This window comes from Corynebacterium lehmanniae, assembly GCF_043161975.1.
GTDB classification, from domain to species: Bacteria; Actinomycetota; Actinomycetes; order Mycobacteriales; family Mycobacteriaceae; genus Corynebacterium; species Corynebacterium lehmanniae.
The window spans coordinates 353,336-379,663 of record NZ_CP170998.1; the positions used below are offsets into that span (position 1 = coordinate 353,336).

Below are 26,328 nucleotides of genomic sequence, written 5' to 3' on the forward strand. Positions count from 1 at the left end.
CATGCCCCACCCGCAACCAGCATCAGCATCTGCCCGCTTCCTCGACGAATCAGTCCTGCCGATCTTTACCGATCTACGCATGACCGCCTTCGGACAAAGCGTCATCGACATCGCCGCCGATCCCGCCTTCGACGATTGGAGCTTTTCCGACAAAGTGCTCTACGCACTCGATAAAGAGGTAGCGGCCAAGCGTGAGAGGCGAGTCAACAAACTGCTCAAAGCATCCCGATCGCCAAATCCCGATGCTTGTATCGAAGACATCACCTACACGCCCGGCCGCACCATCAACAAAGAGCAAATCACCCGACTCGCTCACTGCCAATGGTGCCAAAGCGCACAAAACATTGTCATCCTGGGCAAATCCTCCGTCGGCAAAACCTACCTCGCCCAAGCACTACTCACCGCGGCGTGCCGAAACGACTACTCCGCACGCTTCTTCCGCACCGACACACTTGCCAACCACCTCGCCGTGCTCAAACACGACGACCCAGCCCGCATCACATTCCTCGAAGACCTCCACCACACAGACGTGTTAGTCCTCGACGACTTCCTGACCACCCCAATCGATGCCGTCACCGCACACCAACTGCTCAACATCCTCGCAGAGCGCGAACCCCGCGGATCCACCATCGTGACATCCCAGTTCACACCCGACGAGTGGTACAAATCCATCCCCGATGCCGTCATCGCCGAATCCATCCTCAACCGACTCGTCGCCGGCGCCGAAATCATCACACTCGAAGGCACCAACATGCGACTGACCCAATAACCCCCGCTACCAACCTAAACGCCCGGGTGTTACTCGATACTCACCCGGGCGTTACCCGAAACTCACCACACCGTTACTAAACACGTGGTCTAAACAGACTTGAGCCGGAGGATGTCTTCGAGGCTCGCGTGCAGGCGAAGGTTTGCGTGAACTATGCCGGGCGGGATAAGGAAGTCGGCGGCGAACTGGTTGGCCTCGTCCTCCTCGCGTTTTCCGCTGCGTGGATCGTCGCTGCTGTGGAGTAGCAGGTGGCCCAACTCGTGTGCGAGATCGAAGCGGGCGCCTTCGGGCGTGCGGCGCCGGGCTAGGAAGATGAACGGCTGCTCGCCGTCCCACATGGAAAATGCGTCAACAGCGGAGGCCGTGGGTGGAAGGCCCATGACGGCGATGCCGAGCGACTCGGCGAGTTGGACTGAGTTTGGAACTGGCTTATCGCCCAGCTGCCAGATCGTGCGCGCGTGACGGGCCGCCTCCGCAGGAGTGAACCCAGACAAGTCCGGGAGGTTGGGTTCTGGGAAGTTGAAGTTGCGGCGAAGCCACGCCAAGAGCGTGCGGGCGTTTGCCCCGGATGCGACTGCGACGCTCTTCTGCCGTAGAGTCGCGCGGCTGCCAGCCCGAAACAGGGTGGAATCCATTGAAGGAACTTCAAGTTCTGGGGAGAGGAAGTATCCGGCGGAGAACCCGAGTGCTGTTTCGAGGCGCTCGAGGATGGACTCAGTGTTGGAAGGCGGTGGCCCTTCGTTCTCCCAGCGAGAAAGCGTTGCCGGAGCGATGTCGAGATTCGCCGCCAGCTCTGCTTTGGTGAGGCCTCGGCGCAGTCGGGCGACCGTAATGCGGGAAGGCGGGATGCGGGCGGAGTTAGTTTCCGCTCGCTCGTGAGATTGTGAAGTCAATGTCATCGCCCTCGGTCCGCTGTTCTTGGCAATGGGGGTGCTTGGCTCACAATAGCTCGGAATTTCGCTTATGATGCAAGAAACTTGAATCATAGGCGAATTTTTGGAAGGGGTGCCTATGCTGCTGGATCTCACGATTGCGAACTACCGCTCGGTGTACGAGCCTGCGTCGATAAACATGGTCGCAACCAGGGAACAGATTCATCGTGAGCGGTGCCCCGAGCTTTCTCGTCGTTACAAGAAGCGGGTTAATCCCGTAGCAGCGCTGTTTGGTGCGAACGCGGCGGGCAAGTCCACGTTCGTCATGGCGCTGACCGCGCTGCAGCGAATGCTGATAGATCCACCGCGCCCTTCAGATCCGATGCCGTTTGATCCGTTCGCCCTTCGCCCAGAGGCAGCGCTCGAGCCAACGAACTTTGAGGTGTTGTTCTCCGTCGACGACATAGTCTACGAGTACGTGCTGGCCTTCGACGCGAGGAGCGTTGTGGAGGAGCGGCTGACGAAGTACCTGTCCAAAGATGAAATTGACGTGTTTGAGCGCGTGGGTGATTCGTTCAGCTTCCCGCTGCTGGAGGAGAAGTCGGAGCGTTTCCCCACCGAGGTTGCGCAAGCACGAGTCCTGCTCGAGTCTGTTCCACCCAAGGTCCCTCTTGCCTCCTTTGCCAGCGAGACGAACCTTTCGCGGTTCCCAGATTCGCTCAAGCTGGATGCATTCGGCGTCGTCCGTGCATTCATCGAAACGGTCCTTGTGATTCCGGCAGGACTTCTGGATCTCGGCCAATTGCAGTCCCAGCCCGACGGATGGGAGAACTTGGTCTCCCAGATCGACGCCGGAATTACCGGTATTGAAACCGAGCACGTGGAACTGTCTGCTCTGGGGTTGGGCGCCGAAGATGCACTAGAGATGGAGCAAGAGCTGCGAAGCAACCCGGATTATCCGATGGATGTGGAATTACCTTCGGGGCGCTTCACGCTACGGCTCAAAGACGATGAGATTGAAGCGGAACGAATTGCCCTCCTCCATTCAGCTGAGGAAGGCGAAAGCTACGGCCTGCGCTGGTGGGACGAGTCGGACGGGACCCGTTCTGCGACGAGGCTGCTTGGGCTGTTCTCCCGGCTGGCAGCCCCGGGTTTTGAAGCTGTCTTGGTCGTTGATGAGTTCGACCGCAGCTTCCACACTGAACTCTCTCGCGCGCTGATAGGAGGATTCCTGGCGAATTCCTCCGCGGATTCCCGTGCACAGCTGATCTTCACCACCCACGACCTTTTGCTCATGGACCCCGAAACGCTGCGGAGAGATGAGATTTGGGTCATTGAGAAGGGTCGATCAGGACAAACCCAAACGAGCGTTCTATCGGATTTCGAGGGGCCGCGGAAGACGACGGACCTTCGAAAGAGCTACCTGCGAGGCAGGTTCGGTGGTGTGCCGTCGATAAAGCCGCTGGAGTTCAGCAATGTCGAATAGGCGGGTGCGCTCTTCTCGTCAGAGAAAGTTCGGGGGTAAGAGCAAAAGGGCCAATACCCGCCCGGTAAAAGATGTGTTTCTCATCGTCACTGAAGGCACCACGGAGAAGAACTACTTCGAAATGGAGTGCTTTCGGGACAAATCCGTGAAGGTGGAAGCGCGTAGAGGTGTGCATCCCCACCCGCCTGCGCTACTCAAGACTGCAGACGATTGGCTGGCCAACCTTAAGCGCGACGGCGACTTACGTCCCGGTGACCAAGCTTGGGTGGTCCTCGATGAAGACGACGCGACGGACCAGCAACTCCAGGCAGTTTTTGAATGGGCTGCCGAACGCAAGGACCGCGGAGTAGGTTTTAGCGTTCCGCAGTTCGAGTACTGGCTCCTGCTCCACTTCGCCGACGCAAAGGGCGCAAGCACGCAGAAGGATGTCCTGGACAGCTTGATGCAGCACTGGCCGTCGTATGCCAAGACCGTTCAACCAAACTTCACCGTGGACGATGTCCGGTGTGCCATAGCACGCGCTGAGGCGAAAGTTCGGGAGCCACTTGATTCGTTAAGGGATTTCGACGAGCACGTCGGTCGGCATACTGCCTCGACCACCGTGCACCTTCTTGCGGAGCGAATCATCGCGTCGCTCTATGGCAGGTGACGGGTCTAGCCGGAGGCTCGTCGAGAAGCAAAGGGCCCGGCTGCGCGGACGCAACCGGGCCTTCGCCGCCCCCGAGCTACACCTGGTAGCCCATCGGCGCGCCGGGGCCGAGCGGGATGCCCAGGGCGTACCAGATCATGAAGAAGACGAACCAGCCCACCAACATGGACACCGCGTACGGCAGCGATAGCGACATCAGGGTGCCCACGCCGGCCTTCTTGTAGTACTTCTGCAGGAACGTCAGCGCCAGGGCGAAGTAGGGCGACATCGGGGTGATGATGTTGGAGGGGGAATCGCCGATGCGGTAGAGCATCTGGGTGACCTCGGGGGAGACGTCCACGTACATCATCATCGGCACGACCACCGGCGCCATCAGCGCCCACTGCGCGGAGCCGGAGGTGATGAACAGGTTGATCAGCGTGACCATCAGCACGAACGCGGCGAAGAGGATCACGTTCGGCAGGTCCCAGGACTGCAGCAGCTCAGAGCCCTTGATCGCGGTCCAGGGGCCCAGGTTGGACCACTGGAACCACGCCAGGAACTGGGAAACGGCGAAGAACAGCACCAGGATCGGCAGGAGGGATTCCAGGCCCTTCGCCATGAACTTCGGGATGTCCGCGGCCTCCTTAATCGTGCCCACGATCAGGCCGTAGACCAGGCCGGTGACGAAGAAGATCGCGGTGATCGGCACGGCGATCGCGCGGATCAAAGGCGACTCCATGAAGCCCTCCTCGGGCCGCGCGAACGGGGAGCCCGGGATGAAAAGCAGGGCGAAGTAGGCCACCAGGCTGAGGACGAGGGTGATGCCGGCCCAGGACAGGCCCTTGCGCTCGAGAGGGGTGAGCGACAGGTCATCGTCGTCGGTGAGGTGGGAGTCGTCGGGCTGGTTGGACTCGTCGAGTTGGAGTTCGTCCTCGTCGATGTGGTCGTGGTCGACAAGGTTCTCGGCCTTCTTGTCCACGAACAGCTCCGTCACCGCCGTGATGATCAGCGACAGCACCACCGCGGAGGGGATGACAAAGTAGATGTTGGCGAGCGGGGAAACTTCGTAGGCTTCGTCGACAAGCTGCGCGGCGGAGGTGGAGATGCCGGCCAGCAGCAGGTCGGTGATGTTCAAAATCAGCGAGGAATTAAAGCCTGCCGACGACGCCGCGAACGCCACCATCGCACCCACCACCGGCGAGCGGCCCACCGCGTGGAAGGCCATCGCGCCCAGCGGGATGATGATCACGTAGATGGCGTCCGAGGCCACCGAACCCGTCACGCCAGCGAGCGCGACCATGAACGTGAGCATCTTCGGGCTGACCTTGTCCACCATCGCGCGGACCATCGCCGCGAGCAGGCCCGTCTGCTCCGCCACGGCCACACCCAGCATCACCGCCAGGATCACGCCCAGCGGCGGGAAGGCGATGAAGTTCTCCACCGCGTCCGTGACCATGCGCGAGATGTTCTCGCCGGTGAGCAGCGATTCGACGTGGATTTCCTCGCCCGAGGCCGGGTCGATCGCGGACAGGCCCGCCTTGCTGGCCAGCCAGGAGGACACCGCCACCACGCCGGCGAGGATCACAAACAGCCAGAATGGGTCCGGCAGCTTGTTGCCGACTTTTTCAATCCAGCCCAGGAAGCCGGACATGCCCTCCTGTTGCTGGTTGTTGTCCTTGCGGTCCGCGTTGTGCTCCGGGGCCGGGCGATCTTCCAGGCCTTTTTCTACTTTGGTTGATCCAGTCATGGTGGGTCTTCCTGGTCGGCGATAATTCGTCGTGAAAAGGTGAGAGCCACCTTACATTTTCTCGACGAAGTAAGGTAAACGAAGTGAGCACGAAATTGCAGATTTCCCCGCGCGATACCCGGCCAACCGGCTGCTTCGGTGCGCTGGCCTCGGTCATAGCCGTGGTCGCCATCGTGGCGCTCGTCTTGGCGCTGACCCGCCCGGCGCTGCTCAATTGGAAAGAGGGGGAGGTGACGTCGACGACCATTGGGGCGTCGTTAGGCGATATTGCCGAGCTTTCTGTGGAGGAATACGTCTTCTCCGACGTGGGCAAATTCGACCAGGAAGGCCTCGAGGTGCTCGGGGTGCGCGTGCCGTTTACCGGACGGAATCTCCTGGTTACGTACGACGGGCGCGTCACCGCGGGCATCAAGGACGCCTCGCTTATCGACGTCCACCTGGCCGACGGGGAAGTCAACGTGCAACTGCCTGAGGTGGAGGTTCTGGAATCCCACATCGACGCCGACAGCGTCAAGGTTTACGACCAAACCATGAACCCCATCAACCAACTCCGCGTCGAAGACGTCACCGGGTTCATCGCCGACCGCGAGGCCGACGCGCGGGAGAAGGCCATCGCCTCCGGGCTTCTCGACCGCGCCGGGCAGCACGCCGAGGAGCTCGCGCGAGCGCACGCGACGGCGCTGGTGGCCGGCACGGAGTACGAGGACTACGAGGTGCGGGTTTCTCGGGGTTTGTGGAAAGGCTGGTAAGGAGGTGCCGTGCGGGGTATCTTTTTCCACATGCGTAAAACTTTTGCCGCGGGCGTTATCGCCTGCGCCGCCGTTGCTGCCGTACTTCCGCCCGTCGCCGGAGCCGCCGAAGCTGCCGATGCGCCTGTCGACCCGGGCTTCTCCCGCGTCTGCGCCGTCGAGTACAACGCCGACCAGGTGCCTGCCCTGGCCGCCGGCCTTAACGCCGATGACATCCTCTACCACTCCGGATCCCGCGCCGACGCGCTCGCGCTGTGGGCGAAGAAACAGGACCAGCTGCGCGCCGGGCTCGGCGAGAACGGCTGGGGCTCGGTGACGCAAGCTGATGACCTGAAGCTTTGGCCCGTCGAGGAGCACACCACCAGCTCCGTCATCGCCGACGACCTGGGAAGCTCGAAGACCGGCACGCCGTCCACCCTCGACACCCCGTTCAGCGCCGGCGAGGTCGCGTACATCAAGTCCGCCGCCTCCTACACCGCGCAGCGCTTCCAAGACTGCGGCAAAGACATCAACCGCACCGAGCCGGCCGCCCCGTCGAGCCTGAACTCTCAGGTCGCGCCGGGCGCCATCGCCGGAATCGTCGCCGCGGTGCTGGCGGTGCTCGGCGTCGGCGCGGCGTTTGCGGCGTCGGCGGGCATGATCCCGGGGCTCCCGGCGCTGCCGTTCTAAGGACACAAACCCCGAGTAAGCCCTCCCGAGTATGGCCGAAAATGGGCCGTAATAGGGATCGCTTACTAGGGGACTGCGGGTGGGGGCGCACGCCACTCGGTCCCCGGCTTGGGGCTCGTGACTGCCGACATTGCCGGGTGGGCGGTTTGAGTTTCTGCGTGAAACCCTTTGACGTTGTACCCCGCGCGTCGTATATTCACAGATGTGAGCCAGAGGTGAGCGTCCGCAAGAATCCTCCGGGCAGCAACTCCGAAACCCACACGCTAGTGTGGGTTTTCGTGTATTGAATGCACGAATGTCCTGGCGCTTCGCCTGAAGGGGGTTTCGCGTGCTCCTTGCGTATCTAGATGAGATAGGGGCACCTGGCGCCTTTGTCTCCCCTAGTCATCCAAGGTTCGCTGACAGCCCAGCATTTGGCTATGGCGGGTTCATCATTCCAGAGGACAAAGCGCGTGTATTCGGGGCGTACTTCGCAGAAGCGAAGAAGAGATTGTTCAAAAACGAGATTCCTGAAGGCCAAGACCCGGGGCGTTGGGAGAAGAAAGGTGCATCGCTCTTGTACGCGAGGGTGTGTGAAGAGCGACCCCAGAATCTGAGGGTGTTTAACTCTTTGATCGGTTCGTTAAGGGGAATGGGCGGGCACCTTTTTTATTACGTGGATGAGAAGCCAGTGGGGACACCGAAGCAGACCAACACCGGCCCAGCAGAATTCGAAAGGCGCGAACAATCTGCAATGTACGAGGCGCTAAATCGGATCGCTCGGCACGCCGACAAAGCCGACCAATCGGTGATGGTGATGATGGATCAGATTAATGAGAAGTCTCGGAAGCAACGCCTACCTCAGATGTACGCCCACATTCTGGGAAGGGCCGCTGACTTCGAGGAAATGCGGAGAATCATTGAACCACCGATGCATATTGATAGCACGCTCTCGGCCAACATCCAGTTTGCGGATTGGGTTTGCGCTCTCGTTAAACGCGCTGTTGAATCCCAACTTGTTCCTAATTCTCGCTACGAATGGTTAGCGGAATCCAAGCAGATCAGTGCAGCACGAGGGGCTTTTACATACGAATCCAAATTGCATCTGTTCGAGCGGGGAATACCAGACTTGGTTCATTCCGATATTTTGGATCCAAGGCGTCCGGTTATCAACGACCCGAGCATGCTGACCCCGGAAAACCGAAGGAAGCTTGAACAGGTGCGTGTTGCGGCTGTCAGGGCGAAGAACAGCTGAAGAAACGAGCTTCTACGTAAGGTGGGCGGCATGGAGCTCGAGAAGTTTTTCAGCAACTGGCCGGTGGACAACGTCGCGGCGGCCCTCGTCGGCGACACGGAAGCCACGTTCGGCGACCAAGACAAAGTCTTCGAACTCGCGAGCGTGACCAAGCTGCTCTCCGCGTACGCCGTGCTCCTCGCGGTGGAGGAGGGGGCATTCGAGCTTGACGACGCCGCCGGTCCCCCCAACTCCACCATCCGCCACCTCCTCGCGCACGCTGCCGGGGTGGGGTTCGACTCCCGCGAGCCGCAGAAGGAATCGGGGGAGCGCCGCATCTACTCCTCGGCCGGCTACGAGATCCTGGCCGACCACGTCGAAGAAACCACCGGCATCGCGTTTGCGGACTACGCCCGCGAGGGGGTCTTCGAGCCGCTCGGCATGGACTCCACCGAAATCTACGGCTCGGCCGGCCACGGCGGGAGGTCCACCGTCGGCGACCTTTCTGCGTTCGCCTCCGAGCTCCTCTCGCCGCGTCTTCTGGACCCGTCGACGCTTGGCGAGGCCTTTTCTAACCAGTTCGGCGACCTGCGCGGCGTTGTGCCTGGTTACGGCATGCAGAAGCCGTGCCAGTGGGGCCTCGGGTTTGAGATCAAGGGCGAGAAGGCGCCGCACTGGACCGGCGACGGCATGCCCGCGGACACCGTCGGGCACTTCGGCATGGCCGGGACGTACCTGTGGGTCGCGGGCGGGCAGGCGTGCGTGGTGCTGACGGACCGCGAGTTCGGCGACTGGGCCAAGCCGTTGTGGCAGGAGACCAACACGGCGCTGTGGGAGGCGCTGGGGTAGGCGGCAATTCTCGGCGGGGGGGAGTGGGGGCCGGTGAGGTGGGCGTCGATAGGCAAAATGCCCCCGCATTTCGGGTGTAGCCGCCGCCTTTTTCGTGTAGGCGCGCGGCGCGCAGTGTTTTAAACTGCACGCATGACTACGACAAACACCCCGCTACCAGCAGCGGGGCAGAAGCTGCCGACCAATCAGGTCGTGCCCCTGATGACGGCGCTGCTGGTCGCCGTCTTCGCGTTCCAGCTCAACGCCTCCATGCTCGCGCCGGCGCTGCACACGATGGAAATGGACCTCAACGCCACCACCGCGCAGATCGGCATGACGCAGACGGCGTTCTTCACCGCGGCGGCTGTGTTTGCGCTGTTCATGCCGCGCTGGGGTGACTTGATTGGGCGCCGCAAGGTGCTGGTGTGGATGATGATCGTCACGGTCATCGGTTCCGTCGTCGCGGCGCTGGCCACCAACGTGACCATGCTGTTCATCGGCCGCGTGATCCAGGGCGTTTCCGGCCCGACCGTGGCGCTGACGTCCGTGATGCTGCGTCAGGCGGTGCGCGAGGAGAAGCAGTTCGCGTTCCTGGTGGGCATCCTCACCTCGGTCAACGGCGGCATCGCGGGCATCGACGCGATTCTGGGCGGCTGGCTTACCGACGCCTTCGGTTTCCGCTCCCTCTTCTGGGTCATCGGCGCCGCCGCGCTGATCGCCGTGTTCGCTGTGCAGTACGGCGTGGAAGAGACCAAGTCCGATCAGCTCCAGCCCATGGACTGGAAGGGCGTTGTCGGCCTGGTTGTCGGCGTCGGCCTGGTGCTGACCGCCCTGAACATGGCCGGCGAGCTGGCCGCGGCGAACTGGTTCATGGTGATCCTGCTTCTGGTCGTCGGCGGCGCGTCGCTGGTGTGGTTCTGGCGCACCGAGAAGGCCAGCCCGCACCCGCTGATGTCCACCGACCTGCTGTCGCAGCGCCGAACCTGGGCGCTGCTGCTCACCACCACGCTGACCATGACCGGCGTGTTCGCCGTGATGAACGGCCTGGTGCCCAACCTCGCGCAGGACCCGACGGCCGGCCCGGGCATGTCCGCCGGCGTCGTGTCCTGGTGGACGCTGACCCCGTACGCCCTGGCCGGCCTGGCCATGGGCCCGATCTCCGGCTGGCTCGCGGGCCGCGTGGGCTACAAGATCATCCTGCAGATCGGCATCGCCGGCGCGGCGCTGTCCGTGCTGTTCGGCACCGTCGTAGTCGGCAACGCCACCCACGCGATGCTTCTGGCCATGTCCATCCTCGCCGGCATCACGTACGCCGGCATGAGCAACATCATGCTCGGCTCGCTCGGCGTCGTGCTGGCGCCGAAGCACAATCAGGGCTACCTGCCGGGCCTGAACGGCGGCGCATTCAACCTGGGCGCGGGCCTGTCGTTCACCATCATCTTCGCCGTGTTCACCGCCACCGACGGAAACTACCGCGCGGGCATGATCGCCGGCGCGATCCTGCTGGGCTGCGCGTTCGCGGCGTCCTTCCTCATCCCGAAGCCGGAGACCGTTCCGGACACGATCGCCGCGGAGGACCTGGCCGCCCGTGCGTAAAATCATCCTGGACTGCGACCCCGGCCACGACGACGCCGTCGCCATCCTGCTCGCCGCCGGCAACCCGGACATCGAGCTGCTGGGCCTGACCACCGTCGGCGGCAACCACACCATCGACCACGTCACGCGCAACGCGCAGCAGGTGCTTACGGTCGCCGGTCTCAAGGACCTCCCCGTCTACCGCGGGGTGACGCGCCCATTGCTTAACGACGTCATCACCGCCGAAGACATCCACGGCGACACCGGCATGGAAATCCACGGCTTCGACCTGCCGGAACCCGCTGTCCCGGTGGGGGAGATCGGGGCGGTGCAGTGGATCGTCGACACGCTGATGCGCGAAGAACCGGGGACCGTGACGCTGGTGCCCACCGGGCCGCTGACCAACATCGCCCTGGCCGCGCGCCTGGAGCCGCGGATCGTTTCGCGGGTGCGCGAGGTCGTGCTGATGGGCGGCGCGTACGGGGCCGGCAACTTCTCGCCGTCCGCGGAGTTCAACATCGCCGTCGACCCGGAGGCCGCCGCGATCGTGTTCGGCGAGGACTGGCCCGTGGTCATGGTCGGGCTGGACCTGACGCACCAGGCGCTTGCCACTCCTGAGGTGCAGGACCGTTTCCGGGGGTTGGGCACCGCGAGCGGCGACTTCCTGGCCGCACTTGTGGACGCGTTCCGTGCCAACTACAAGGACGCCCAGGGCTTTGACAACCCGCCGGTGCACGACCCGTGCGCGGTGGCGTACGTCATCGACCCGTCCGTGGTCGAGACCGTGTCCGTGCCGGTGTCGGTGGAGCTCGCGGGGACGTTGACGCGCGGGCGGACCGTGGCGGACCTGCGCGCGTTCGGCGCGCTTGGCTTGTCCGCGCTCGCGTCGGGCGTGCCGGGCGAGGGCGCTGCTGGTGCCGCTGCGTCCGCCGCAGACCCGGCGTGCAACACTTCGGTGGCGACGCGCCTGGACGTGGACCGGTTCTGGGACCTCGTGGTCGACGCCGTCGAGCGCTTGGGCTGAGGTGCGCCTCCCGCCCCGTAAAACCGGCTACCTAGAACCGGTTACCCTGCGAAAATTCGGTTGGTAACCGGTCCTAGGTAGCCGGTTTATGGCATGTGGAGCAACCCCACACCAACCACCCAGCTAAAGACCCACCCGGAAAGCTAGCCTTGGCGCCCATGGACTTCTCTGATGACGTGGGCAACCTCTACTTTGTCCTCGAATACACCGGCGTGTTGTTGGCGGCCACCATCGGCGGGACTGTGGCCAAGCGGATGAACTTCGACATTGTGGGGTTCGCGTTTGTGGCGTTGATTTCGTCGCTGAGCGGCGGCCTCATGCGCGACGCCATACTTAACGACGGCCCCGCCGCCGCCCTCACCAACCCCGGCTACCTGATCACCGCCACGATCGGTGGGCTGATCGCGTACTTCGCGCCCCTGCGCGGCAAGCTCTGGGAGAACTTCCGGTTCTACGCGGACGTGGTCACCATCGGCGTGTGGGCGGTCGGCGGCACAATCAAGGCGCTCAACGCCGAGCTGAGCTGGGTGCCGTGCGTGCTGCTCGCCGTGATCACCGCAACCGGCGGCACGCTCGCCCGAGACATTGTGCTGCGGCAGATCCCGGCGCTGTTTACCAGCGAGAAGATGACGGTGTTCCCGGCGATCATCGCGTCGGTGATCATGTTGGTGCTCAACCGCTTTGACCTGGTGTGGGAGGGCATGCTGGCCGCCGCGATCGCCGCGCCGCTGTTCGCGCTGGCGGTGTACTTCGGCGGCGACAAGCTGTTGGGGCTCCAGACCAAGCGCATCGAGCGCCCGCTTGAAGAGAAGATCGGCGAGGCGTTGGGCGTGGACACCGACTCGCGACGCCCGGCCGAGTCCGGCAAAGAGGTGCGCAACGCGTTGGAGCACGCCTCGGATGAGGAGCTGATCCAGGCGCTGCGGGTGATGCTGCAAAACGAGGTGCAGGAGAGCACGGAGGCGAAAACCTAAACCGGCCCCGCCCCGGCGCGAACCCCTTTACGATGGCGCGCATGTACTTCGACAACGTGCTCACCCCTGTGGGTTTTTCGTTTGCCGTGATGGATCTGATCGGCGTGTTCCTCAACGCTTTGATGGGCGGGCTTGTGGCCAGACGGATGCGTTTCGACGCCGTCGGCTTCATGGTCATCTCCATCATCTCCGGCATGGCGGGCGGCATGATCCGCGACGCCCTGATCGGCTCCACCCCGGCGTCCGCGCTGCAGAACCCGTGGTACATCGGCACGGCGCTCGTCGGTTCGCTGGTGGCGTTCGCGCTGTCCATCGGCGGCCGCGCGTGGGAGCTGTTCCGCTTCCACGGCGACATGGTCATCGTGGGCGTGTGGGCAGTCACCGGCACGGTCACAGCGCTGCGTGCCGACGTCACGTGGTTCGGCTGCATCCTCATGGGTGTGCTCACCGCCACCGGCGGGATGGTCATCCGCGAGATGATGATCGGGCAGATTCCCAACATTCTCGTTGACCGCCAGTTGTACGTGGTCCCGGCGATAGTGTCGTCGATAAGCGTGCAGATCTTCTACGACCTCGGCTGGCAGTCGGTGGGCCTGGCCGTTTCCGCGCTGCTCGGCATCGCGCTGGGTGTGGCCGCGTACTGGCTGGACTGGTCGGTGCCGGGGGTGGAGGCGCTCGCGCCCGTGGACAGCTATTTCACCCGGGTAAAGCACCGGGTCGGCGACAAACTTCCGCCCGTGTCGTACCGGCAGCGCAACGCCAACCCGACCCTGATTTCCGCGCCGACGCGCAAGGACGTGCGCGACGAACTCGCCGCCGTCGACGGCGACATCACCCACGAGGAGTTCATCGCCGCGCTCTACCGCGCCTACGGGCTGAAGTAGCTACCGCTGCGGGCTAGGTAAATGGCCGCGCGCTCGGCGTGAGAAGATCGGCGCATGCTGTTGCTTGTGGCGCTCGCGGTAGGCGGGCTGATTCCGATCCAGACCGCGGCGAACTCGCGCTTGCGCATGAGCGTGGGCAACAAGCCGGTGGTGTCTGCGCTGGTGTCGTTTACGGTCGCGCTGCTGGTGGCCATCATCGCGACGTCGGTGCTGCAGGGCAACCCGATGCCGCAGTTTGACGACGGCGTGAGCGCGCCCTGGTGGGTCTGGCTCGGCGGCGCAATGGGCGTGTGCTTCGTGCTGGGCAACATCCTGCTGTTCCCGCGTCTCGGGGCGGTGCAGACCGTGGTTCTGCCGATTCTGGGGCAGGTGGTGATGGGCATGTGCATCGACCGCTTCGGCCTGTTCGGCGCGCCCGTGCTGCCGGTGACGTGGTTGCGCGTGGCGGGGGCGTTGGTGGTGCTGGCCGGCATCGTCGTGGTGCTGCGTGCGGGCAAGCGGCCGCCTATCGACGGCGACGCCGCCGGCCTCGAACTCTGGCTGTTCCGCGCGCTCGGCGTGCTGGTCGGCGTGGGGTCCGCGGTGCAGACCGCGGTGAACGGCTACCTGGGCACCATCGCCGGGTCTTCGCTGCACGCCGGCGAGATCAACCTGGCGGTCGGCGCCCTGTTGCTGCTGGTGGCGGTGCTGGTGACCAGCCCTCGGCAGCTCGTGCGGCGTCCGGAGCCGGGGCCGTGGTGGATGTGGGTCGGCGGCCTAGTCGGCGCGACCTTTGTGATTTCGGGCGCGACCCTGTCCCCGCTGCTAGGCACCGCTACCACCGTGATCGCCTTCAACGCGGGCACCATCGCCGCAGGCCAGGCGCTGGAGGCGCGCGGGGCGTTCGGCGCGCGGAAGAACCCGCTGACGGCGACGCGCCTGGCCGGCCTGGTGGTGATCTTCCTCGGCGTGCTGGCGGTGCGGCTGCTGTAGGGCGGGGTGCTAAACGACGATATCGGCGTTTACCCGTAACGGCTCCGCAAAAGCCCAGGTCGCCGCATCTCGGAAGGCGTAAACGCCGATATCGGCATTTGCGATCGGGGCGGCAAGAGGGGCTCGCGGCCTGACGTGCGGGCTACGCGTGCCCGCCGCCCCTCAACCTCAACCGAAGCTCGAGCAAATAGGGGGATCAACCAGCGGTTGAGGGTTGCTCGAGTCAACTCGTGTGAAGCAATATCGGCCGAGAGAAATCAGAGGCCGTTGGGGAAGACGAACCTCTCGTCTCACACTCCGCCGCGCGGACTAGTCACCCGCCGCGGCAATCCCGCCTAGTCACCGGGGTCGGAGTGTGCCGCCACCGATGCGGGCCTTCGCCACCAGGCGCCCGCAAGAAGGGTCCCCACCAATGACGACAACACTGGCCGCACCGACCTGCCGCGCCCCGCGCACCCGACTCGCGTGGACATTCTGCGTTGAGGGGATGCCGGTGCGGGAGCGACGGAGCGTCGAGAAGCAGATGCTTTTGCTTCCCGACGGCGCGCCCGGCGAAATCTGGTTCACCCGCTGGCAGCGGCGCGCGGACCGCACGTACTCGTGCCGCGAGACGATTTACGCCACGCGCGAGGAGATCGAGGCGTTTGCGCAGGCCATGGAGCGCCTTTCGCGGGAGAAAAATTTTGTGGCGAGCCTCACGCCACGCTCCTACGATGGGCCGCATGTCTACTAAATACCGCGTACAAAACCCGAAGAACAACGAGATCGTCGAGTCCTTCGACTTCATCACCGACGACGCGCTCGAGACCGCGCTGACCACCGCAAACGACACGTTCAAGCAGTGGCGCGAGAAGAGCTTCTCCGAGCGCGCCGAGGTGCTGCGCAAGGTTGCGAAGCTTTTCGACGAGCAACGCGCCGAGCTGACCCGCATCATCGCTGAAGAGATGGGCAAGTCGGTCAAGGAGGGCGACGGCGAGATCAACGACGTCGTCGAGATCTTTAACTACTACGCCGACAACGGCGCTGAGTTCGGCGCCGACGAGGAGATCCCGAACCAGCGCGGCGGCACCTCCGTGATGCGCAAGGTCCCGCTCGGCGTGATCCTGGGCATCATGCCGTGGAACTTCCCGTACTACCAGGTCGCACGCTTCGCAGCGCCGGCGCTGATGGCCGGCAACGTGGTGATGGTCAAGCACGCCGAGATCTGCCCCCGCTCCGCCGCCGCGATTGCCAAGATCTTCGACGAGGCGGGCGCGCCGAAGGGCCTGTACACGAACCTGTACGCCAAGCACTCGCAGGTCTCCACGCTGATCAACGACGACCGCGTCCAGGGCGTGTCCCTGACCGGCTCCGAGCGCGCCGGCCGCACCATCGCCTCCCAGGCCGGCCAGGCGCTGAAGAAGTGCGTGCTCGAGCTCGGCGGCACCGACGCGTACGTCGTGCTGGATGCTTCCGATGTCAAGGCCGCCGCGGAGACCGCGTGGAACAAGCGCATCGGCAACGTGGGCCAGGCCTGCACGTCGAACAAGCGCATGATCGTCATGGAGGACATTTACGACGAGTTTGTGCAGGCGTTGGTGGACCTTGCGTCGTCGTATAGCGAGGGCGACCCGCTCAACCCCGGCGACGGCAACGAGTTCTACCCGCTGTCCTCCCGCGACGCCGCGGAGCTACTCGCGCAGCAGCTGCGCCTGGCCGTGGAGGACGGCGCGAACCTGCGCGTCGGCGGCGAGGTCACCGGCAAGGGCGCCTACATCACCCCGGCCGTGATCACCGACATCCCGGTCGGCTCCGACTCCTACTACGAGGAGTTCTTCGGGCCCGTGGCCGAGGTGTACAAGGTGTCCTCCGAGGAGGAAGCGATCGAGCTGGCCAACGATTCCCGCTACGGCCTCGGCGGCGCCGTGATGTCCGAGGACGCCGAGCGCGCCAAGAAGGTCGCCGCGAAGATCGACACCGGCATGATCCACGTGAACATCCCGCAGGCCCGCGGCGCCGAGCTGCCGTTCGGCGGCGTGAAGGCGTCCGGCCTGGGCCGCGAGCTCGGCCCGCTGGGCATGGACGAGTTTGTCAACCACCAGCGCTACTACGTCGCGGGCTCCGACTCGGCGGTGTAGCTGTTTCAAAAATGAAACGAGCGTGTCAATATTGACACCATGAAGCTTCAGAACCCGTTCACTGCCATCTGCTCAGATGCGGATGCGGCGGTGCTGCTCTCGCTCGGCCGGGCGCCGGTGGAGCTCACCGCCCAACAGGTTCACCGTCTCGTGGCGGGGCCGTCTCTGTCCAGCGTGCGTCGTAGCTTGGAACGGCTCGCCCGGAGCGGGGTGGTTCTTGAGCGGGTGCTGGGGCAGGCGAGGGGGTACTCGCTGAATCAACAACACCTGCTTGCTGGCGCGATCCGGGAAATTGCTCACGCGACCGAGGAGCTGTACTCCCGCATCGCGCAGTCCCTGGATACTTGGCCTGTGAGCGTGGCGGGGTGCGTACTTTTCGGATCGGCTGCGCGGGGCGAGATGGGGGATTCCAGCGACATTGATTTGCTCATTTTGGTGGACAACGAGTCCGCGGCGGTGCAGGCGGAAAGCGTAGCCTATGAGCTATCCCGGCAGGTAGAAGCCTGGACAGGGGTGCCCGCCGATGTTGTCGTGTGGACGCGCGGCCAGGAAAACCCGGGCGCGATCCTCGACAACATAGCGGGCGAGGGCAAAACCATATACGGTGACCCGCGAGAAATTCGGGGGATTCTGAGGGGGATTCGTGGCACCACGAGCGGGCAAGGGGAAGACCGCGCAAGCTAACAACGCTGTCTTGCGCAAGCGAATGCTCCGCGTAGAAGAGCATCTGGAGTTGGCGCAGTTCGCCGAAGGCGAGTTCGGAGCGAACGCTGTGATCTCGAGCTACATCAACGCAGCGATCGGCGCTGGGGACGTGATCTGCGGAGCGCTGACCGGTGAATACAACCGTTCCGCTGATCACCTCGAGGCGGTGCGGATGCTCGAGTTGGCTGGAGAAAAAGACGCAGCGAAGGCGCTCAACACGGTGCTGCAAAACAAAACGGTGGCGAACTACAGCGACGTTGGGCTCAGCGACGTTCAGGTCAAGCAGACGTCGCGGCTGGCGAGGCAGCTCGTCGAAAGGGCGAGGCAGCTCGCCCCGTAGGCAACTGCCCCGGCTACTCGCCGTCCGTGTAGCACCCGTCGCCGAACGGGTCGCGGATGCGCTCCACCAGGTCCGCCACGGAGTCCAGCACCGCTGTGGGGCGGAATGGGTATTTGGCGATCTCGGAGTCGTCGGAAATACCGCTGCGCACGAGCACGGTGCGCATGCCCGCCTCGAGGCCGGCCTTGACATCGGTGTCCATGCGGTCGCCGATCATCACCGTGTTCTCCGAATGCGCGCCGATGTTGTTCAGTGCCGAGCGCATCATCACCGGGTTGGGTTTGCCCACGTAGTAGGGGCTCATGCCGGTCACGGCGGTGATCATGGCGGCCACGGACCCGGTCGCCGGCACCACGCCCGCAGGCCCCGGGCCGGTGAGGTCCGGGTTGGTGGCGATGAACCGCGAGCCGTTCCGGATCAGGTTCGACGCGGTGGTCAGTGCCTCAAAGGAATAGGTGCGCGTCTCGCCCAGCACGACAAAGTCGGGGTCCGCGTCGGTGAGGATCCAGCCGATTTCGTGCAAAGCCGTCGTCAAGCCAGCTTCCCCGATGACGTACGCCGACGCCGCGCCCGCCTGCTGCGAGAGGAACTTCGCCGTCGCGGTGGCGGAGGTCCAGATGCGCTCCGGCTCGATGTCCAGCCCCATGCGCATAAGCTTCGCCGACAGGTCGCGCGGCGTCTGGATCGAGTTGTTGGTCAGCACCATAAAGTCGATGTCTTCGCTGCGCAGCGCGCCGATGAACTCCTTGGCGCCGGGGATGATCTCACCCTCGCGGTGCAGCACGCCGTCCATGTCGGTCAGATACGAAATCATTGGTGCTCCTCCACATAGTCGGCGAGGTCCTGGGCGGTGGTGCATTGGGCGTACACGTGCTCGTCGATAGGCACTCCAAATGCTTCCTCGATGCGAACCGCGAGCTCAATGCGGCTTAACGACGAAACCCCGCTCCCGTCCAACCTCGTCCCGGGCTCAATGTCCACACCGGAGACGTCCTCCACGAGCTCCGCGATGCGCGCGAACGTGCCTCGCGCCTCCGCCTGCTCTTGGGCGTCCGTGTCGTCGGCGAGGTCGAGGTTGCTCAGGTCCAACCGCTGCGAAAGTTCCATGCCGTTATGATAAGCGCATGCAACGCTTCGCACTTCCGGCCGTGGTCGTCGTCGCCGCCGGCCTGCTCGCGCCCGCCGCCTCCGCCGCGATGTCCGACGAGTATTCGCCGCACTTCGATCCGGCGCCGCGGCACGCGGCTGTGAAGCCGGGGGACGGGTATTCGGAGACCGTCGAATACGAGCTTCTCGGTGTGCCGGAGGGGACGAAGTGGAAGCAGACCGGCGAGGACACGCTGCGGAAGAAGGCGCAGCTGTTCAACGGGGAAACCGAATTTGTGGACAAGCCGCTCGGCGTCAGGCTGAACAACTACACCAGGGAAACACCCCCGCAGCCCGGCGAAAACGTCATCGACTTTTCGGTCCGCGTTTTGTTCCCGGACGGGTCGAATGAGCTGTATTCGCAGAAGGTCACGCTGACCTCCGACGACGCGTTCTACTACAACCCGCTTTACGACGCCCGCGTCACCGCCAACCCCGGCCAGACCGTGACCTTGACGCCGGAGAACCAATACCAGCTGGATCTGCCGACGAACGCTCGTTGGAAGGTCACCGGCGGCGAGGGGTGGGACTGGAGCGTCGACCAGAAGACGGGCACCATCACCGCGACGGTGCCGACCGACTCCTACAGCGACGCAAACTTCGAGGTAGTCACTACGTTTGCGGATGGGTCGGAGCGCAAGACTTGGACCAGCATTGACAACTCCGGTGTCGGTGTGGAGCTTCCGGAACCCCCGGCGGCGGAGCCGGATCAGGACTCGCCGGCGCCGGGCGGAGAGGGCGGCTCTAACGGGTCGTCCACGGCGCAGAAGACCGCTCTCGTCTTCGGCATCCTGGCGCTGCTGGTAAGCGCCGCCGCCTTCGCGTGGCCACAGCTGCAGCAGTTCCTGCCCAAGATGTAGGGGCCCCGGGCTCTCCCAGGGCCATCCCCGGAAATTTGTTCACTCGGGTTCTGCTAGCAGGTGAACAAACCCCTCATTTGAGCGGTGGTTTGTTCACTTTGCCCAGGTTGGGTGTTTGAATGGGGTGGGTTGATTCATCACGTAGTGAACAAATCCAGGCGTGCCGGTAGACGAGGACGCGCGGCCCAGACACATCGCGGCGGAATCTGTCAGTCTGGCCCCATCGGCCCAGGTCGGCACAAAGGGCCGCCGTAATCTGTCAGGAACCACCCAAGCCCCGCCCAAAACCACCCCAAAAAGGCACACGAAAAGGGGCGTTCCGCTACCGGGAACGCCCCTCCGTCGCTAGGCAGAAGGCCCTAACTCAAGCTACTCAGCGGCGTTCTCGTCGCCCTTGTCCTCGCCGTCGGTCTTGGCGGCGGTGGCGGTCGGGTCGTCGATCTTCAGGTCCTTGGCTGCCTGGGCGGCCACGGAACGGTCGATCTTGCCCTCGTTGGCCAGGCCGAGCAGGGCGGCGACGGCCATGGACTCGGCGTCGATGTTGAAGAAGCGACGGGCGCCCTCGCGGGTGTCGGCGAAGCCGAAGCCGTCGGCGCCGAGCACGATGTACTGGCCCGGGACGTAGGCGCGGATCTGCTCCTGCAGGTCGGAAGCGAAGTCCGAGGTCGCGATGTACGGGCCGGAGGTCTGCTTCAGCTGCTTGGTGGCAAACGCCTCCTCGACCTCTTCGCCCGGGTTGAGCAGCTGCTCGGCGGCTTTGGCCTGGCCCTCGCGGGCGAGCTCGGTCCAGGAGGTCACGGAGTAGATCGCGGCGCCGACGTTGTACTGCTCCTGCAGGATCTCCTGGGCGCGCAGCGCCTGCTGCATGCCCACGCCGGAGGCCAGCAGGGAGACCTTGTTGTCCAGGTCCTTGCCCTCGTCGTAGAGGTAGATGCCCTTGTGCAGGCCCTCCACGTCCAGGTTCTCCGGGCGTGCCGGCTGGTGGTGCGGCTGGTTGTAGACGGTGATGTAGTACATCACGTTCTCGTCCTTGCCGGCGCCCTGGCCGTACATGCGCTCGATGCCCTTGGAGATGATGTACGGCATCTCGTAGGCGAACGCAGGGTCGTACGAGACAATGGCCGGGTTGGTGGACGCCAGGATCGGGGAGTGGCCGTCCATGTGCTGCAGGCCCTCACCGAACAGGGTGGTGCGGCCGGCGGTGGCGCCGATGATGAAGCCGCGGCCCATCTGGTCGCCGGCGGCCCAGAAGTTGTCGCCGGTGCGCTGGAAGCCGAACATCGAGTAGAAGATGTACATCGGGATCATCGGCTCGCCGTGGGTGGCATACGACGTCGCCGCGGCGATGAAGGAGGCCGACGAGCCGTCCTCGTTGATGCCCTCGTGCAGGATCTGGCCGTCGGTGGCTTCCTTGTAGGACAGCTGCAGGTCGTGGTCCACCGGCACGTAGTTCTGGCCGTTCGGGTTGTAGATGCCCAGGGTGGGGAACCAGGAGTCCAGGCCGAAGGTGCGGGCCTCGTCCGGGATGATCGGGACGACGCGCTTGCCCAGCTCCTTGTCGCGCATGAGCGCCTTGAAGGTGCGCACGAGCGCCATGGTGGAGGCGACTTCCTGCTTGCCGGAGTCCTTGAACAGCGCCTTGAAGGTCTTTTCAAACTCGGGCAGTTCCAGCGGGGTGTACTTCTCGCGGCGCTCCGGCAGGTAGCCGCCGAGCTCCTCGCGGCGGGCCTTGAGGTATTTGATTTCCTCGGCGTCCTCGCCCGGGTGGTAGTACGGCGGCAGGTACGGGTCCTTCTCCAGCTCTTCGTCGGAGATGGGGATCTGCTGCTTGTCGCGGAAGAGCTTGAGGTCTTCCAGCGTCAGCTTCTTCATCTGGTGGGTGGCGTTGCGGCCCTCGAAGTTGTGGCCGAGGCCGTAGCCCTTGACGGTGTGGGCGAGGATGACGGTCGGCTTGCCCTTGGTCTCCAGCGCGCGCTTGTAGGCGGCGTAGACCTTGCGGTAGTCGTGGCCGCCGCGGCGCAGGTTCCACAGCTCCTCGTCGGTCATGTTCTCGACGAGCTTCTTGGTGCGCTCGTCGCGGCCGAAGAAGTGCTCGCGGACGTAGGCGCCGTCGTTGGCCTTGAAGGTCTGGTAGTCGCCGTCCTTGGTGGTGTTCATGATGTGGACGAGTGCGCCGTCCTCATCCTTTTCCAAAAGCTCGTCCCACTCGCGGCCCCACACGACCTTGATCACGTTCCAGCCTGCGCCGACGAAGAAGCTCTCCAGCTCCTGGACGATTTGGCCGTTGCCGCGCACCGGGCCGTCGAGACGCTGCAGGTTGCAGTTGATCACGAAGGTGAGGTTGTCCAGGCCGTACAGGGAGGCCATCTGGATCAGGCCGCGGGATTCCGGCTCGTCCATCTCGCCGTCGCCGAGGAATGCCCAGACGTGCTGCTGGTCGGTGTCCTTGATGCCGCGGTCCTGCAGGTACTTGTTAAAGCGTGCCTGGTAGATCGCGTTCATCGGGCCCAGGCCCATAGACACGGTGGGGAACTCCCAGAAGTTCGGCATGCCGTGCGGGTGCGGGTAGGACGGCAGGCCGCCCTGCTTGCGGGAGTGCTCCTGGCGGAAGCCGTCCATGTCGTCTTCGCTCAGGCGGCCTTCCATGAAGGCGCGGGCGTACATGCCGGGGGAGGCGTGGCCCTGGAAGAAGACCTGGTCGCCGCCCTGCGGTGCGTCCTTGCCCTTGAAGAAGTGGTTGAAGCCGACCTCGTACAGCGCCGCTGCGGAGGCGTAGGTGGATATGTGTCCGCCGACCTTGATGCCGGGGCGCTGCGCGCGGTGCACCATCACTGCGGCGTTCCAGCGCATCCAGCGGCGGTAGCGCTTCTCAATCTGCTCGTCGCCCGGGAATTCCGGCTCGAGCTTGGTGGGGATGGTGTTGACCAGGTCGGTCGAGGACAGCGCCGGCAGCGGCACGCGCTTGGCGTTGGCGCGCTCGATCAGGCGCAGCATGAGGTAGCGGGCGCGCTCCGGATCGGATTCCTCCAGCAGACCGTCGAGGGAGTCCATCCATTCCTGGGTTTCCTCCGGGTCTGCGTCGTGCAGGTAGGACGCTACGCCTTCGCGCAGCGAGAGAATGTTGGTGTCAACTTCGGACGCGTTCTTCACGCGAGCGTCTTCCATCTTGGTCTCTTTCTGGGCCACTTCAACCTCCTGGCTTCAGTCGGGCAATACGTCCCCAAGGATACGTGCTTACGCGCGCGCTTTCTTACAGCGGGTGGCCTTTGGTGAGACTAATCACGAGTTTCCAAGCATTCTTTGCTTCTCGACGTTAAGCTATCGCCCAAACCACACCATTTTGATACTTGGAGGACATGGAGATTTGAGTGCCACAGGAGTGGACACCTACGCATCCCGCCTGGGGGTAAAACCGGGTGATGTTGTGCAGGAGATCGGCTGGGACGAGGACGCGGATTCCGCCATCTCGGAGGCCATCGAGGATGCCATCGGGGCCGAGCTTCTCGACGAAGACGCCGACGAACCCTGCGACACCATCCTCCTCTGGTTCCGCGACGGCGACGGCGACCTCGTCGACGATCTCGTCGACGTCTCCCGCGGCCTCGGCCCCGGCGGCCGCATCTGGCTGATGACCCCCGGCGCCGGCTCCGCCTCTACCGGAGTTGTCCCGCCTAGCGAGATCGCCGAGTCTGCCCAGCTCGCCGGCTTCATCCAGACGAAGGCGGACCGCTTCGGCGCCTGGCAGGGCTCCTGCCTCACACCCCGCAACCGGTAGCTGTCGGCGGATTCTGGCCAGCGCTGGCCACGTCGCGGGGCTAGGCAGCAATGCGAATGGTCCCGTTCCGGAATGCCGGATCGGGACCATTGATTTGGTGCGCCATGACGGGCTCGAACCGCCGACCTACTGGGTGTAAACCAGTTGCTCTTCCAGCTGAGCTAACGGCGCGCGTAGCAAGCAGAGTAGCAGAGCCTTTACGGGAAGCGAAAACTGCTGCTGGCTGGGTAACTCAGCTCATCTGGGCCTAGGTGCTTACCCCAGGATGCTTACCGGGCCTAGATGCTTACCCGAGGATGCTTACCCGGCCTAGATGCTTACCCGAGGATGCTTACTTCTCGAGTGTAGTGGCGGGCGCGGCCGGAGGTTCGTCGAGAAGTAAGCGTTTAGGAGTAAGCATCTAGCCTGGGGCGGGGTTTCGGTGCCCACAGACCCTGGGCAGGGGCGCCAGCAGAGGAGCGCGGGCAGTGCGGGGCTATAGCGCGCGGGACTCGATGGCGGCGAGGATGGCTAGCTCGAAGCAGGGGGAGGGGCCGTCGAAGGGCACGTCGGCGACGTCCCACTCGGAGAACTGCACCCGGGCGGAGCCGGTCGTGGAGCCTTTGGCGTCGGGGACGACGGCGAGGCTCCAGAGCTCGGCGCCGGCGGCGGCGCAGGCGCGGGCGGCGCGGGTTTCCAGGGAGCCGGGGCGGGCGAGAGCGAACAGAGCTTCGTCGGTGTCTGACAGTCCCGCCACCTGCGCCAACACCGCGAACGGGCGGGTGGGGAACAAGACTGGCTGGTCGGCCACGGCGTCGTCGATGTCGTCCACCTCGATGTCATCCGCGAGGTCGACACCCGCGGATTCGAGGGTGAACAGGGCGGAGTGGAGCTGGTCGGCGGTCGAATTCACGGCGGTAGACATCCGTCCCCTTCAACGATCAAGGAAAGCTAGCGTTCTTCTTCCTTATCGTAGGCCTTGGCCCACGGGTTGGCGCGGGAGGAGCCGTAACGCTGGCGGGACCGGGCAGTGGAAACAGTGGGCACAGCGGGAGAAGGATCCGGGTCGGGGCTGCCGGCGGCGGGGGTGTCGTCGAGAAGCAATTGCTCCTGCTCGGCCTCGAAGCGGCGCCGCTCGCGGGAGTCGGCGTAGAGGAAGTAGATCAGGCCGGCGGGGGCGGCGAAGCCGAACAGGATCCACTGCAGCCCGTAGGACAGGTGGTTGCCCGTTTCGAGCTGCGGCAGCGGGATCGGGTCGAGCACGCCCGGCTCGCCGCCGAGCAGCTGCAGGTACGGCGAGACCACATCGGTGCCGGTCAGCGAGCCGATCTGGGCGGGGCTGATAGAGTAGACCATGTCGTAACCCTGCTCGTGCATGGGCGGGTTGGGGTGCTCGCCTTCGTCGGCGCGCAGCAGGCCGGTGAGGGTGACCTCGCCGGAAGGCGCAGGCTCCACGGCGGGCACCTGGGTGGAGTTTTCGGCTTTCACCCAGCCGCGGTGGACGACGATCGCGCGACCGTCGTCCAGCACAAACGGGGTGAGGACCTGGAAAGCGGGTGTGCCGTCGACGGGCCGCAGGCGCAGCAGCACGTCCGAACCTGTGTAGTGGCCGGTGGCGACCACGCGGGACCACTCGGCGTCCGCCCCCAGGGAGCCGTCGGCACCCACGCGGGAGGACAACGGCTCCGGGTCGTGCTCGAAGGCGGCGGAGATGTGCTCGTTGCGCTCGACCAGCGCTTCGTTTTTGCCCAGCTGCCACGGCGCCAGGAACGTAAACGCGTAGTAGGAGAACACCCCGATGAGTAGCGCCGCGATGACCCAGCCGGGGGTAAGCATCTGCCGCCACCACGGCTTCGACGTCTGATTCTTGGCGCTCACGCCGGGTCAGTCTAGTCGCTCGCGCACCCAAGCAATAATGCCGTCAGCTGCGGACTCGATCTGCTCGCGCACGACGGTGAAGCCCTGGGGCCCGCCGTAGTAGGGGTCGGCCACGCCGGCGCCTTCCTCAGCAGCGGGGTCGAACGAACGGATGAGGCGCACCTTGTCCTCGTCCACGCCGCGTGCGACCAGCTCGGAGACGTGGTTCGTGTCCAGCGCGACAATCAGGTCCGCTTGCTCCTGCTCAAACCCGAACTGTTGCGCGCGGTGCGCCTCGCCGTCGTAGCCGTGGGCGGCCAGCTCGGCGCGCGCCCGCTCGTCGGCTTTCTGCCCGACGTGCCAGCCGCCGATGCCTGACGACGTCACCGTGACCGCGTCCGCAAGCCCCTCCTGCGCCAATTTCTCCCGCACAATCACCTCCGCCATTGGGGAGCGGCAGATGTTGCCGGTGCAGACGAAGTCGATGTGCAATTTAGAACTCACGGATGATCCTTTCCAGCTCGTCGGCGTCGCGCGCCACGTAGTCCGCCAACTCCCACTCATTTTCCGCACCGTAACCCCAGGTCATGGCCACGCTCGGGATGCCGAACGTTTTCGCGCCCTCGAAGTCGTGCAACCGGTCGCCGACCATCAGCGGGCGCTCGGGCGTAGCCTCCTCCAGCACGTGCCGGATCACGTCGACCTTCTTCGCGCGCACCCCGTCGTTCGACGCCGCGCCAAGGAAGTCGATGTGCTCCAGCAGCCCGGCGCGCTCAAGGGCGGCGCGGGCGAAGCGTTCGCTTTTCGACGTCGCCGTGCACACGCGGTAGCCCTCACCCGCCAACCGCCGCACCAGGTCGTCCATGCCGGGGTAGACCTCGAAGCGCTGCCAGCCCTCGCCGGTCATGTAGTCCGAGTAGGCGACCATGGCCTGCTCGACCTGCGCGGCAGTCATGCCCAGCGAGCGCATCGTCTCCGGCATGGGCGGGCCGGGGATGCGGCGGATGAATTCCTCGCTGGGCGTGTCCCACCCAACGGCCTCCAGCCCGACGAGAAAGCCGTGCCTGATGCCGGGGAAGGAGTCGATCAGCGTGCCGTCGACGTCGAAAAGCAAAGTGGCGTTCACACCTGCCTACTGTTCCAAATTTGTAGGCTG

At 64.5% G+C, this 26,328-nt stretch carries 27 protein-coding genes and 1 tRNA gene; 18 read left to right on the forward strand and 10 right to left on the reverse strand.

Annotation, left to right across the window (positions count from 1 at the left end):
* Nucleotide 1 precedes the first annotated feature (1 nt).
* Nucleotides 2–769 carry an ATP-binding protein gene (locus ACF3NP_RS01700; protein ID WP_392398877.1) on the forward strand — a complete coding sequence of 256 codons (768 nt, stop codon included), beginning with the start codon at nt 2–4 and terminating at the stop codon, nt 767–769.
* Between the two features lie 89 nt (nt 770–858).
* On the opposite strand, the gene ACF3NP_RS01705 is transcribed toward ACF3NP_RS01700, so the two are convergent.
* Complete coding sequence (locus ACF3NP_RS01705) at nt 859–1,662, reverse strand: helix-turn-helix domain-containing protein (RefSeq protein ID WP_181888819.1); 804 nt, start codon at nt 1,660–1,662, stop codon at nt 859–861.
* Nucleotides 1,663–1,780: 118 nt separating this feature from the next.
* On the opposite strand from ACF3NP_RS01705, the gene ACF3NP_RS01710 reads away from it, so the two are divergent.
* Entirely contained in the window at nt 1,781–3,127 is a 1,347-nt protein-coding gene (locus tag ACF3NP_RS01710; RefSeq protein WP_181888818.1) for an AAA family ATPase, read from the forward strand.
* Nucleotides 3,128–3,131: 4 nt separating this feature from the next.
* Nucleotides 3,132–3,776, forward strand: coding sequence for an RloB family protein (locus ACF3NP_RS01715; protein ID WP_392398878.1), 645 nt, complete (start codon nt 3,132–3,134; stop codon nt 3,774–3,776).
* Between the two features lie 76 nt (nt 3,777–3,852).
* Here ACF3NP_RS01715 and ACF3NP_RS01720 read toward each other — a convergent pair whose 3' ends face one another.
* A complete protein-coding gene (locus ACF3NP_RS01720; RefSeq protein ID WP_392398879.1) occupies nt 3,853–5,505 on the reverse strand; it encodes an AbgT family transporter in 1,653 nt (550 codons plus the stop codon).
* Between the two features lie 83 nt (nt 5,506–5,588).
* On the opposite strand from ACF3NP_RS01720, the gene ACF3NP_RS01725 reads away from it, so the two are divergent.
* The 13 genes from ACF3NP_RS01725 (at nt 5,589) to ACF3NP_RS01785 (ending at nt 17,555) form a co-directional block, all read left to right on the forward strand.
* Nucleotides 5,589–6,254 (forward strand): DUF4230 domain-containing protein, encoded by a 666-nt coding sequence (locus ACF3NP_RS01725; RefSeq protein ID WP_338026597.1) that lies wholly within the window; start codon nt 5,589–5,591, stop codon nt 6,252–6,254.
* Between the two features lie 30 nt (nt 6,255–6,284).
* Entirely contained in the window at nt 6,285–6,923 is a 639-nt protein-coding gene (locus tag ACF3NP_RS01730; protein ID WP_269512160.1) for a hypothetical protein, read from the forward strand.
* Nucleotides 6,924–7,251: 328 nt separating this feature from the next.
* Nucleotides 7,252–8,157, forward strand: coding sequence for a DUF3800 domain-containing protein (locus ACF3NP_RS01735; protein ID WP_181888815.1), 906 nt, complete (start codon nt 7,252–7,254; stop codon nt 8,155–8,157).
* 30 nt (nt 8,158–8,187) lie between these two features.
* Nucleotides 8,188–8,985: a serine hydrolase domain-containing protein gene (locus ACF3NP_RS01740; protein ID WP_181888814.1), complete on the forward strand. Its 798-nt coding sequence runs from the start codon at nt 8,188–8,190 to the stop codon at nt 8,983–8,985.
* 132 nt (nt 8,986–9,117) lie between these two features.
* On the forward strand, nt 9,118–10,560 hold the full coding sequence (gene uriT, locus ACF3NP_RS01745) for a uridine transporter UriT (RefSeq protein ID WP_181888813.1): 1,443 nt from the start codon (nt 9,118–9,120) through the stop codon (nt 10,558–10,560).
* Complete coding sequence (gene uriH / locus ACF3NP_RS01750; RefSeq protein ID WP_181888812.1) at nt 10,553–11,563, forward strand: uridine-preferring nucleoside hydrolase UriH; 1,011 nt, start codon at nt 10,553–10,555, stop codon at nt 11,561–11,563. Before uriT ends, uriH begins: the two co-directional genes overlap by 8 nt.
* 158 nt (nt 11,564–11,721) lie before the next feature.
* Nucleotides 11,722–12,537 (forward strand): trimeric intracellular cation channel family protein, encoded by an 816-nt coding sequence (locus tag ACF3NP_RS01755; protein WP_181888811.1) that lies wholly within the window; start codon nt 11,722–11,724, stop codon nt 12,535–12,537.
* A 41-nt stretch (nt 12,538–12,578) separates the two neighbouring features.
* Complete coding sequence (locus tag ACF3NP_RS01760) at nt 12,579–13,421, forward strand: trimeric intracellular cation channel family protein (RefSeq protein WP_181888810.1); 843 nt, start codon at nt 12,579–12,581, stop codon at nt 13,419–13,421.
* A 54-nt stretch (nt 13,422–13,475) separates the two neighbouring features.
* Nucleotides 13,476–14,393 carry a DMT family transporter gene (locus tag ACF3NP_RS01765; protein ID WP_392398880.1) on the forward strand — a complete coding sequence of 306 codons (918 nt, stop codon included), beginning with the start codon at nt 13,476–13,478 and terminating at the stop codon, nt 14,391–14,393.
* 412 nt (nt 14,394–14,805) lie between these two features.
* Complete coding sequence (locus ACF3NP_RS01770; protein ID WP_181888808.1) at nt 14,806–15,126, forward strand: hypothetical protein; 321 nt, start codon at nt 14,806–14,808, stop codon at nt 15,124–15,126.
* Nucleotides 15,116–16,510 carry an NAD-dependent succinate-semialdehyde dehydrogenase gene (locus ACF3NP_RS01775; RefSeq protein ID WP_181888807.1) on the forward strand — a complete coding sequence of 465 codons (1,395 nt, stop codon included), beginning with the start codon at nt 15,116–15,118 and terminating at the stop codon, nt 16,508–16,510. Before ACF3NP_RS01770 ends, ACF3NP_RS01775 begins: the two co-directional genes overlap by 11 nt.
* Before the next feature lie 39 nt (nt 16,511–16,549).
* Nucleotides 16,550–17,194 carry a nucleotidyltransferase domain-containing protein gene (locus ACF3NP_RS01780; protein WP_392398881.1) on the forward strand — a complete coding sequence of 215 codons (645 nt, stop codon included), beginning with the start codon at nt 16,550–16,552 and terminating at the stop codon, nt 17,192–17,194.
* Between the two features lie 10 nt (nt 17,195–17,204).
* The gene (locus ACF3NP_RS01785) at nt 17,205–17,555 is read left to right on the forward strand and encodes a hypothetical protein (protein WP_311390033.1); all 351 of its coding nucleotides are present in this window, start codon (nt 17,205–17,207) and stop codon (nt 17,553–17,555) included.
* 13 nt (nt 17,556–17,568) lie between these two features.
* Here the strand turns inward: ACF3NP_RS01785 and ACF3NP_RS01790 are convergent, their stop codons facing one another.
* Together ACF3NP_RS01790 and ACF3NP_RS01795 are read right to left on the reverse strand one after the other, a co-directional pair.
* On the reverse strand, nt 17,569–18,369 hold the full coding sequence (locus ACF3NP_RS01790; RefSeq protein WP_181888804.1) for an HAD-IIA family hydrolase: 801 nt from the start codon (nt 18,367–18,369) through the stop codon (nt 17,569–17,571).
* On the reverse strand, nt 18,366–18,662 hold the full coding sequence (locus tag ACF3NP_RS01795) for an acyl carrier protein (protein ID WP_181888803.1): 297 nt from the start codon (nt 18,660–18,662) through the stop codon (nt 18,366–18,368). Before ACF3NP_RS01795 ends, ACF3NP_RS01790 begins: the two co-directional genes overlap by 4 nt.
* A 17-nt stretch (nt 18,663–18,679) precedes the next feature.
* Here ACF3NP_RS01795 and ACF3NP_RS01800 point away from each other — a divergent pair, with 17 nt between their 5' ends.
* Nucleotides 18,680–19,561 (forward strand): YPDG domain-containing protein, encoded by an 882-nt coding sequence (locus ACF3NP_RS01800; RefSeq protein ID WP_181888802.1) that lies wholly within the window; start codon nt 18,680–18,682, stop codon nt 19,559–19,561.
* A gap of 369 nt (nt 19,562–19,930) precedes the next feature.
* Here the strand turns inward: ACF3NP_RS01800 and aceE are convergent, their stop codons facing one another.
* Nucleotides 19,931–22,726 carry a pyruvate dehydrogenase (acetyl-transferring), homodimeric type gene (gene aceE, locus ACF3NP_RS01805; protein ID WP_181888801.1) on the reverse strand — a complete coding sequence of 932 codons (2,796 nt, stop codon included), beginning with the start codon at nt 22,724–22,726 and terminating at the stop codon, nt 19,931–19,933.
* A gap of 199 nt (nt 22,727–22,925) precedes the next feature.
* Here aceE and ACF3NP_RS01810 point away from each other — a divergent pair, with 199 nt between their 5' ends.
* Entirely contained in the window at nt 22,926–23,336 is a 411-nt protein-coding gene (locus tag ACF3NP_RS01810; RefSeq protein WP_236883413.1) for a DUF3052 domain-containing protein, read from the forward strand.
* Nucleotides 23,337–23,431: 95 nt separating this feature from the next.
* On the opposite strand, the gene ACF3NP_RS01815 is transcribed toward ACF3NP_RS01810, so the two are convergent.
* From ACF3NP_RS01815 to ACF3NP_RS01835, 5 genes are all read right to left on the reverse strand, one after another.
* Nucleotides 23,432–23,507 (reverse strand) — tRNA-Val (locus tag ACF3NP_RS01815).
* Nucleotides 23,508–23,811: 304 nt separating this feature from the next.
* Nucleotides 23,812–24,240 carry a hypothetical protein gene (locus tag ACF3NP_RS01820; RefSeq protein ID WP_181888799.1) on the reverse strand — a complete coding sequence of 143 codons (429 nt, stop codon included), beginning with the start codon at nt 24,238–24,240 and terminating at the stop codon, nt 23,812–23,814.
* A 26-nt stretch (nt 24,241–24,266) separates the two neighbouring features.
* The gene (locus ACF3NP_RS01825; protein ID WP_392398882.1) at nt 24,267–25,193 is read right to left on the reverse strand and encodes an SURF1 family cytochrome oxidase biogenesis protein; all 927 of its coding nucleotides are present in this window, start codon (nt 25,191–25,193) and stop codon (nt 24,267–24,269) included.
* A gap of 6 nt (nt 25,194–25,199) precedes the next feature.
* The gene (locus tag ACF3NP_RS01830) at nt 25,200–25,676 is read right to left on the reverse strand and encodes a low molecular weight phosphotyrosine protein phosphatase (protein ID WP_181888798.1); all 477 of its coding nucleotides are present in this window, start codon (nt 25,674–25,676) and stop codon (nt 25,200–25,202) included.
* Nucleotides 25,666–26,298 (reverse strand): HAD-IA family hydrolase, encoded by a 633-nt coding sequence (locus tag ACF3NP_RS01835; protein ID WP_181888797.1) that lies wholly within the window; start codon nt 26,296–26,298, stop codon nt 25,666–25,668. Before ACF3NP_RS01835 ends, ACF3NP_RS01830 begins: the two co-directional genes overlap by 11 nt.
* Nucleotides 26,299–26,328: the final 30 nt, after the last annotated feature.

Excerpts from the sequence above, each read along its gene's own strand:
- ACF3NP_RS01700 (WP_392398877.1), top strand. The coding sequence starts at position 2 with ATGCCCCACCCGCAACCAGCATCAGCATCTGCCCGCTTCCTCGACGAA.
- ACF3NP_RS01710 (WP_181888818.1), top strand. The coding sequence starts at position 1,781 with ATGCTGCTGGATCTCACGATTGCGAACTACCGCTCGGTGTACGAGCCT.
- ACF3NP_RS01720 (WP_392398879.1), bottom strand. The coding sequence starts at position 5,505 with ATGACTGGATCAACCAAAGTAGAAAAAGGCCTGGAAGATCGCCCGGCC.
- ACF3NP_RS01730 (WP_269512160.1), top strand. The coding sequence starts at position 6,285 with ATGCGTAAAACTTTTGCCGCGGGCGTTATCGCCTGCGCCGCCGTTGCT.
- ACF3NP_RS01740 (WP_181888814.1), top strand. The coding sequence starts at position 8,188 with ATGGAGCTCGAGAAGTTTTTCAGCAACTGGCCGGTGGACAACGTCGCG.
- uriT (WP_181888813.1), top strand. The coding sequence starts at position 9,118 with ATGACTACGACAAACACCCCGCTACCAGCAGCGGGGCAGAAGCTGCCG.
- ACF3NP_RS01755 (WP_181888811.1), top strand. The coding sequence starts at position 11,722 with ATGGACTTCTCTGATGACGTGGGCAACCTCTACTTTGTCCTCGAATAC.
- ACF3NP_RS01760 (WP_181888810.1), top strand. The coding sequence starts at position 12,579 with ATGTACTTCGACAACGTGCTCACCCCTGTGGGTTTTTCGTTTGCCGTG.
- ACF3NP_RS01765 (WP_392398880.1), top strand. The coding sequence starts at position 13,476 with ATGCTGTTGCTTGTGGCGCTCGCGGTAGGCGGGCTGATTCCGATCCAG.
- ACF3NP_RS01770 (WP_181888808.1), top strand. The coding sequence starts at position 14,806 with ATGACGACAACACTGGCCGCACCGACCTGCCGCGCCCCGCGCACCCGA.
- ACF3NP_RS01775 (WP_181888807.1), top strand. The coding sequence starts at position 15,116 with ATGTCTACTAAATACCGCGTACAAAACCCGAAGAACAACGAGATCGTC.
- ACF3NP_RS01780 (WP_392398881.1), top strand. The coding sequence starts at position 16,550 with ATGAAGCTTCAGAACCCGTTCACTGCCATCTGCTCAGATGCGGATGCG.
- ACF3NP_RS01790 (WP_181888804.1), bottom strand. The coding sequence starts at position 18,369 with ATGATTTCGTATCTGACCGACATGGACGGCGTGCTGCACCGCGAGGGT.
- ACF3NP_RS01795 (WP_181888803.1), bottom strand. The coding sequence starts at position 18,662 with ATGGAACTTTCGCAGCGGTTGGACCTGAGCAACCTCGACCTCGCCGAC.
- ACF3NP_RS01800 (WP_181888802.1), top strand. The coding sequence starts at position 18,680 with ATGCAACGCTTCGCACTTCCGGCCGTGGTCGTCGTCGCCGCCGGCCTG.
- aceE (WP_181888801.1), bottom strand. The coding sequence starts at position 22,726 with ATGGAAGACGCTCGCGTGAAGAACGCGTCCGAAGTTGACACCAACATT.
- ACF3NP_RS01820 (WP_181888799.1), bottom strand. The coding sequence starts at position 24,240 with ATGTCTACCGCCGTGAATTCGACCGCCGACCAGCTCCACTCCGCCCTG.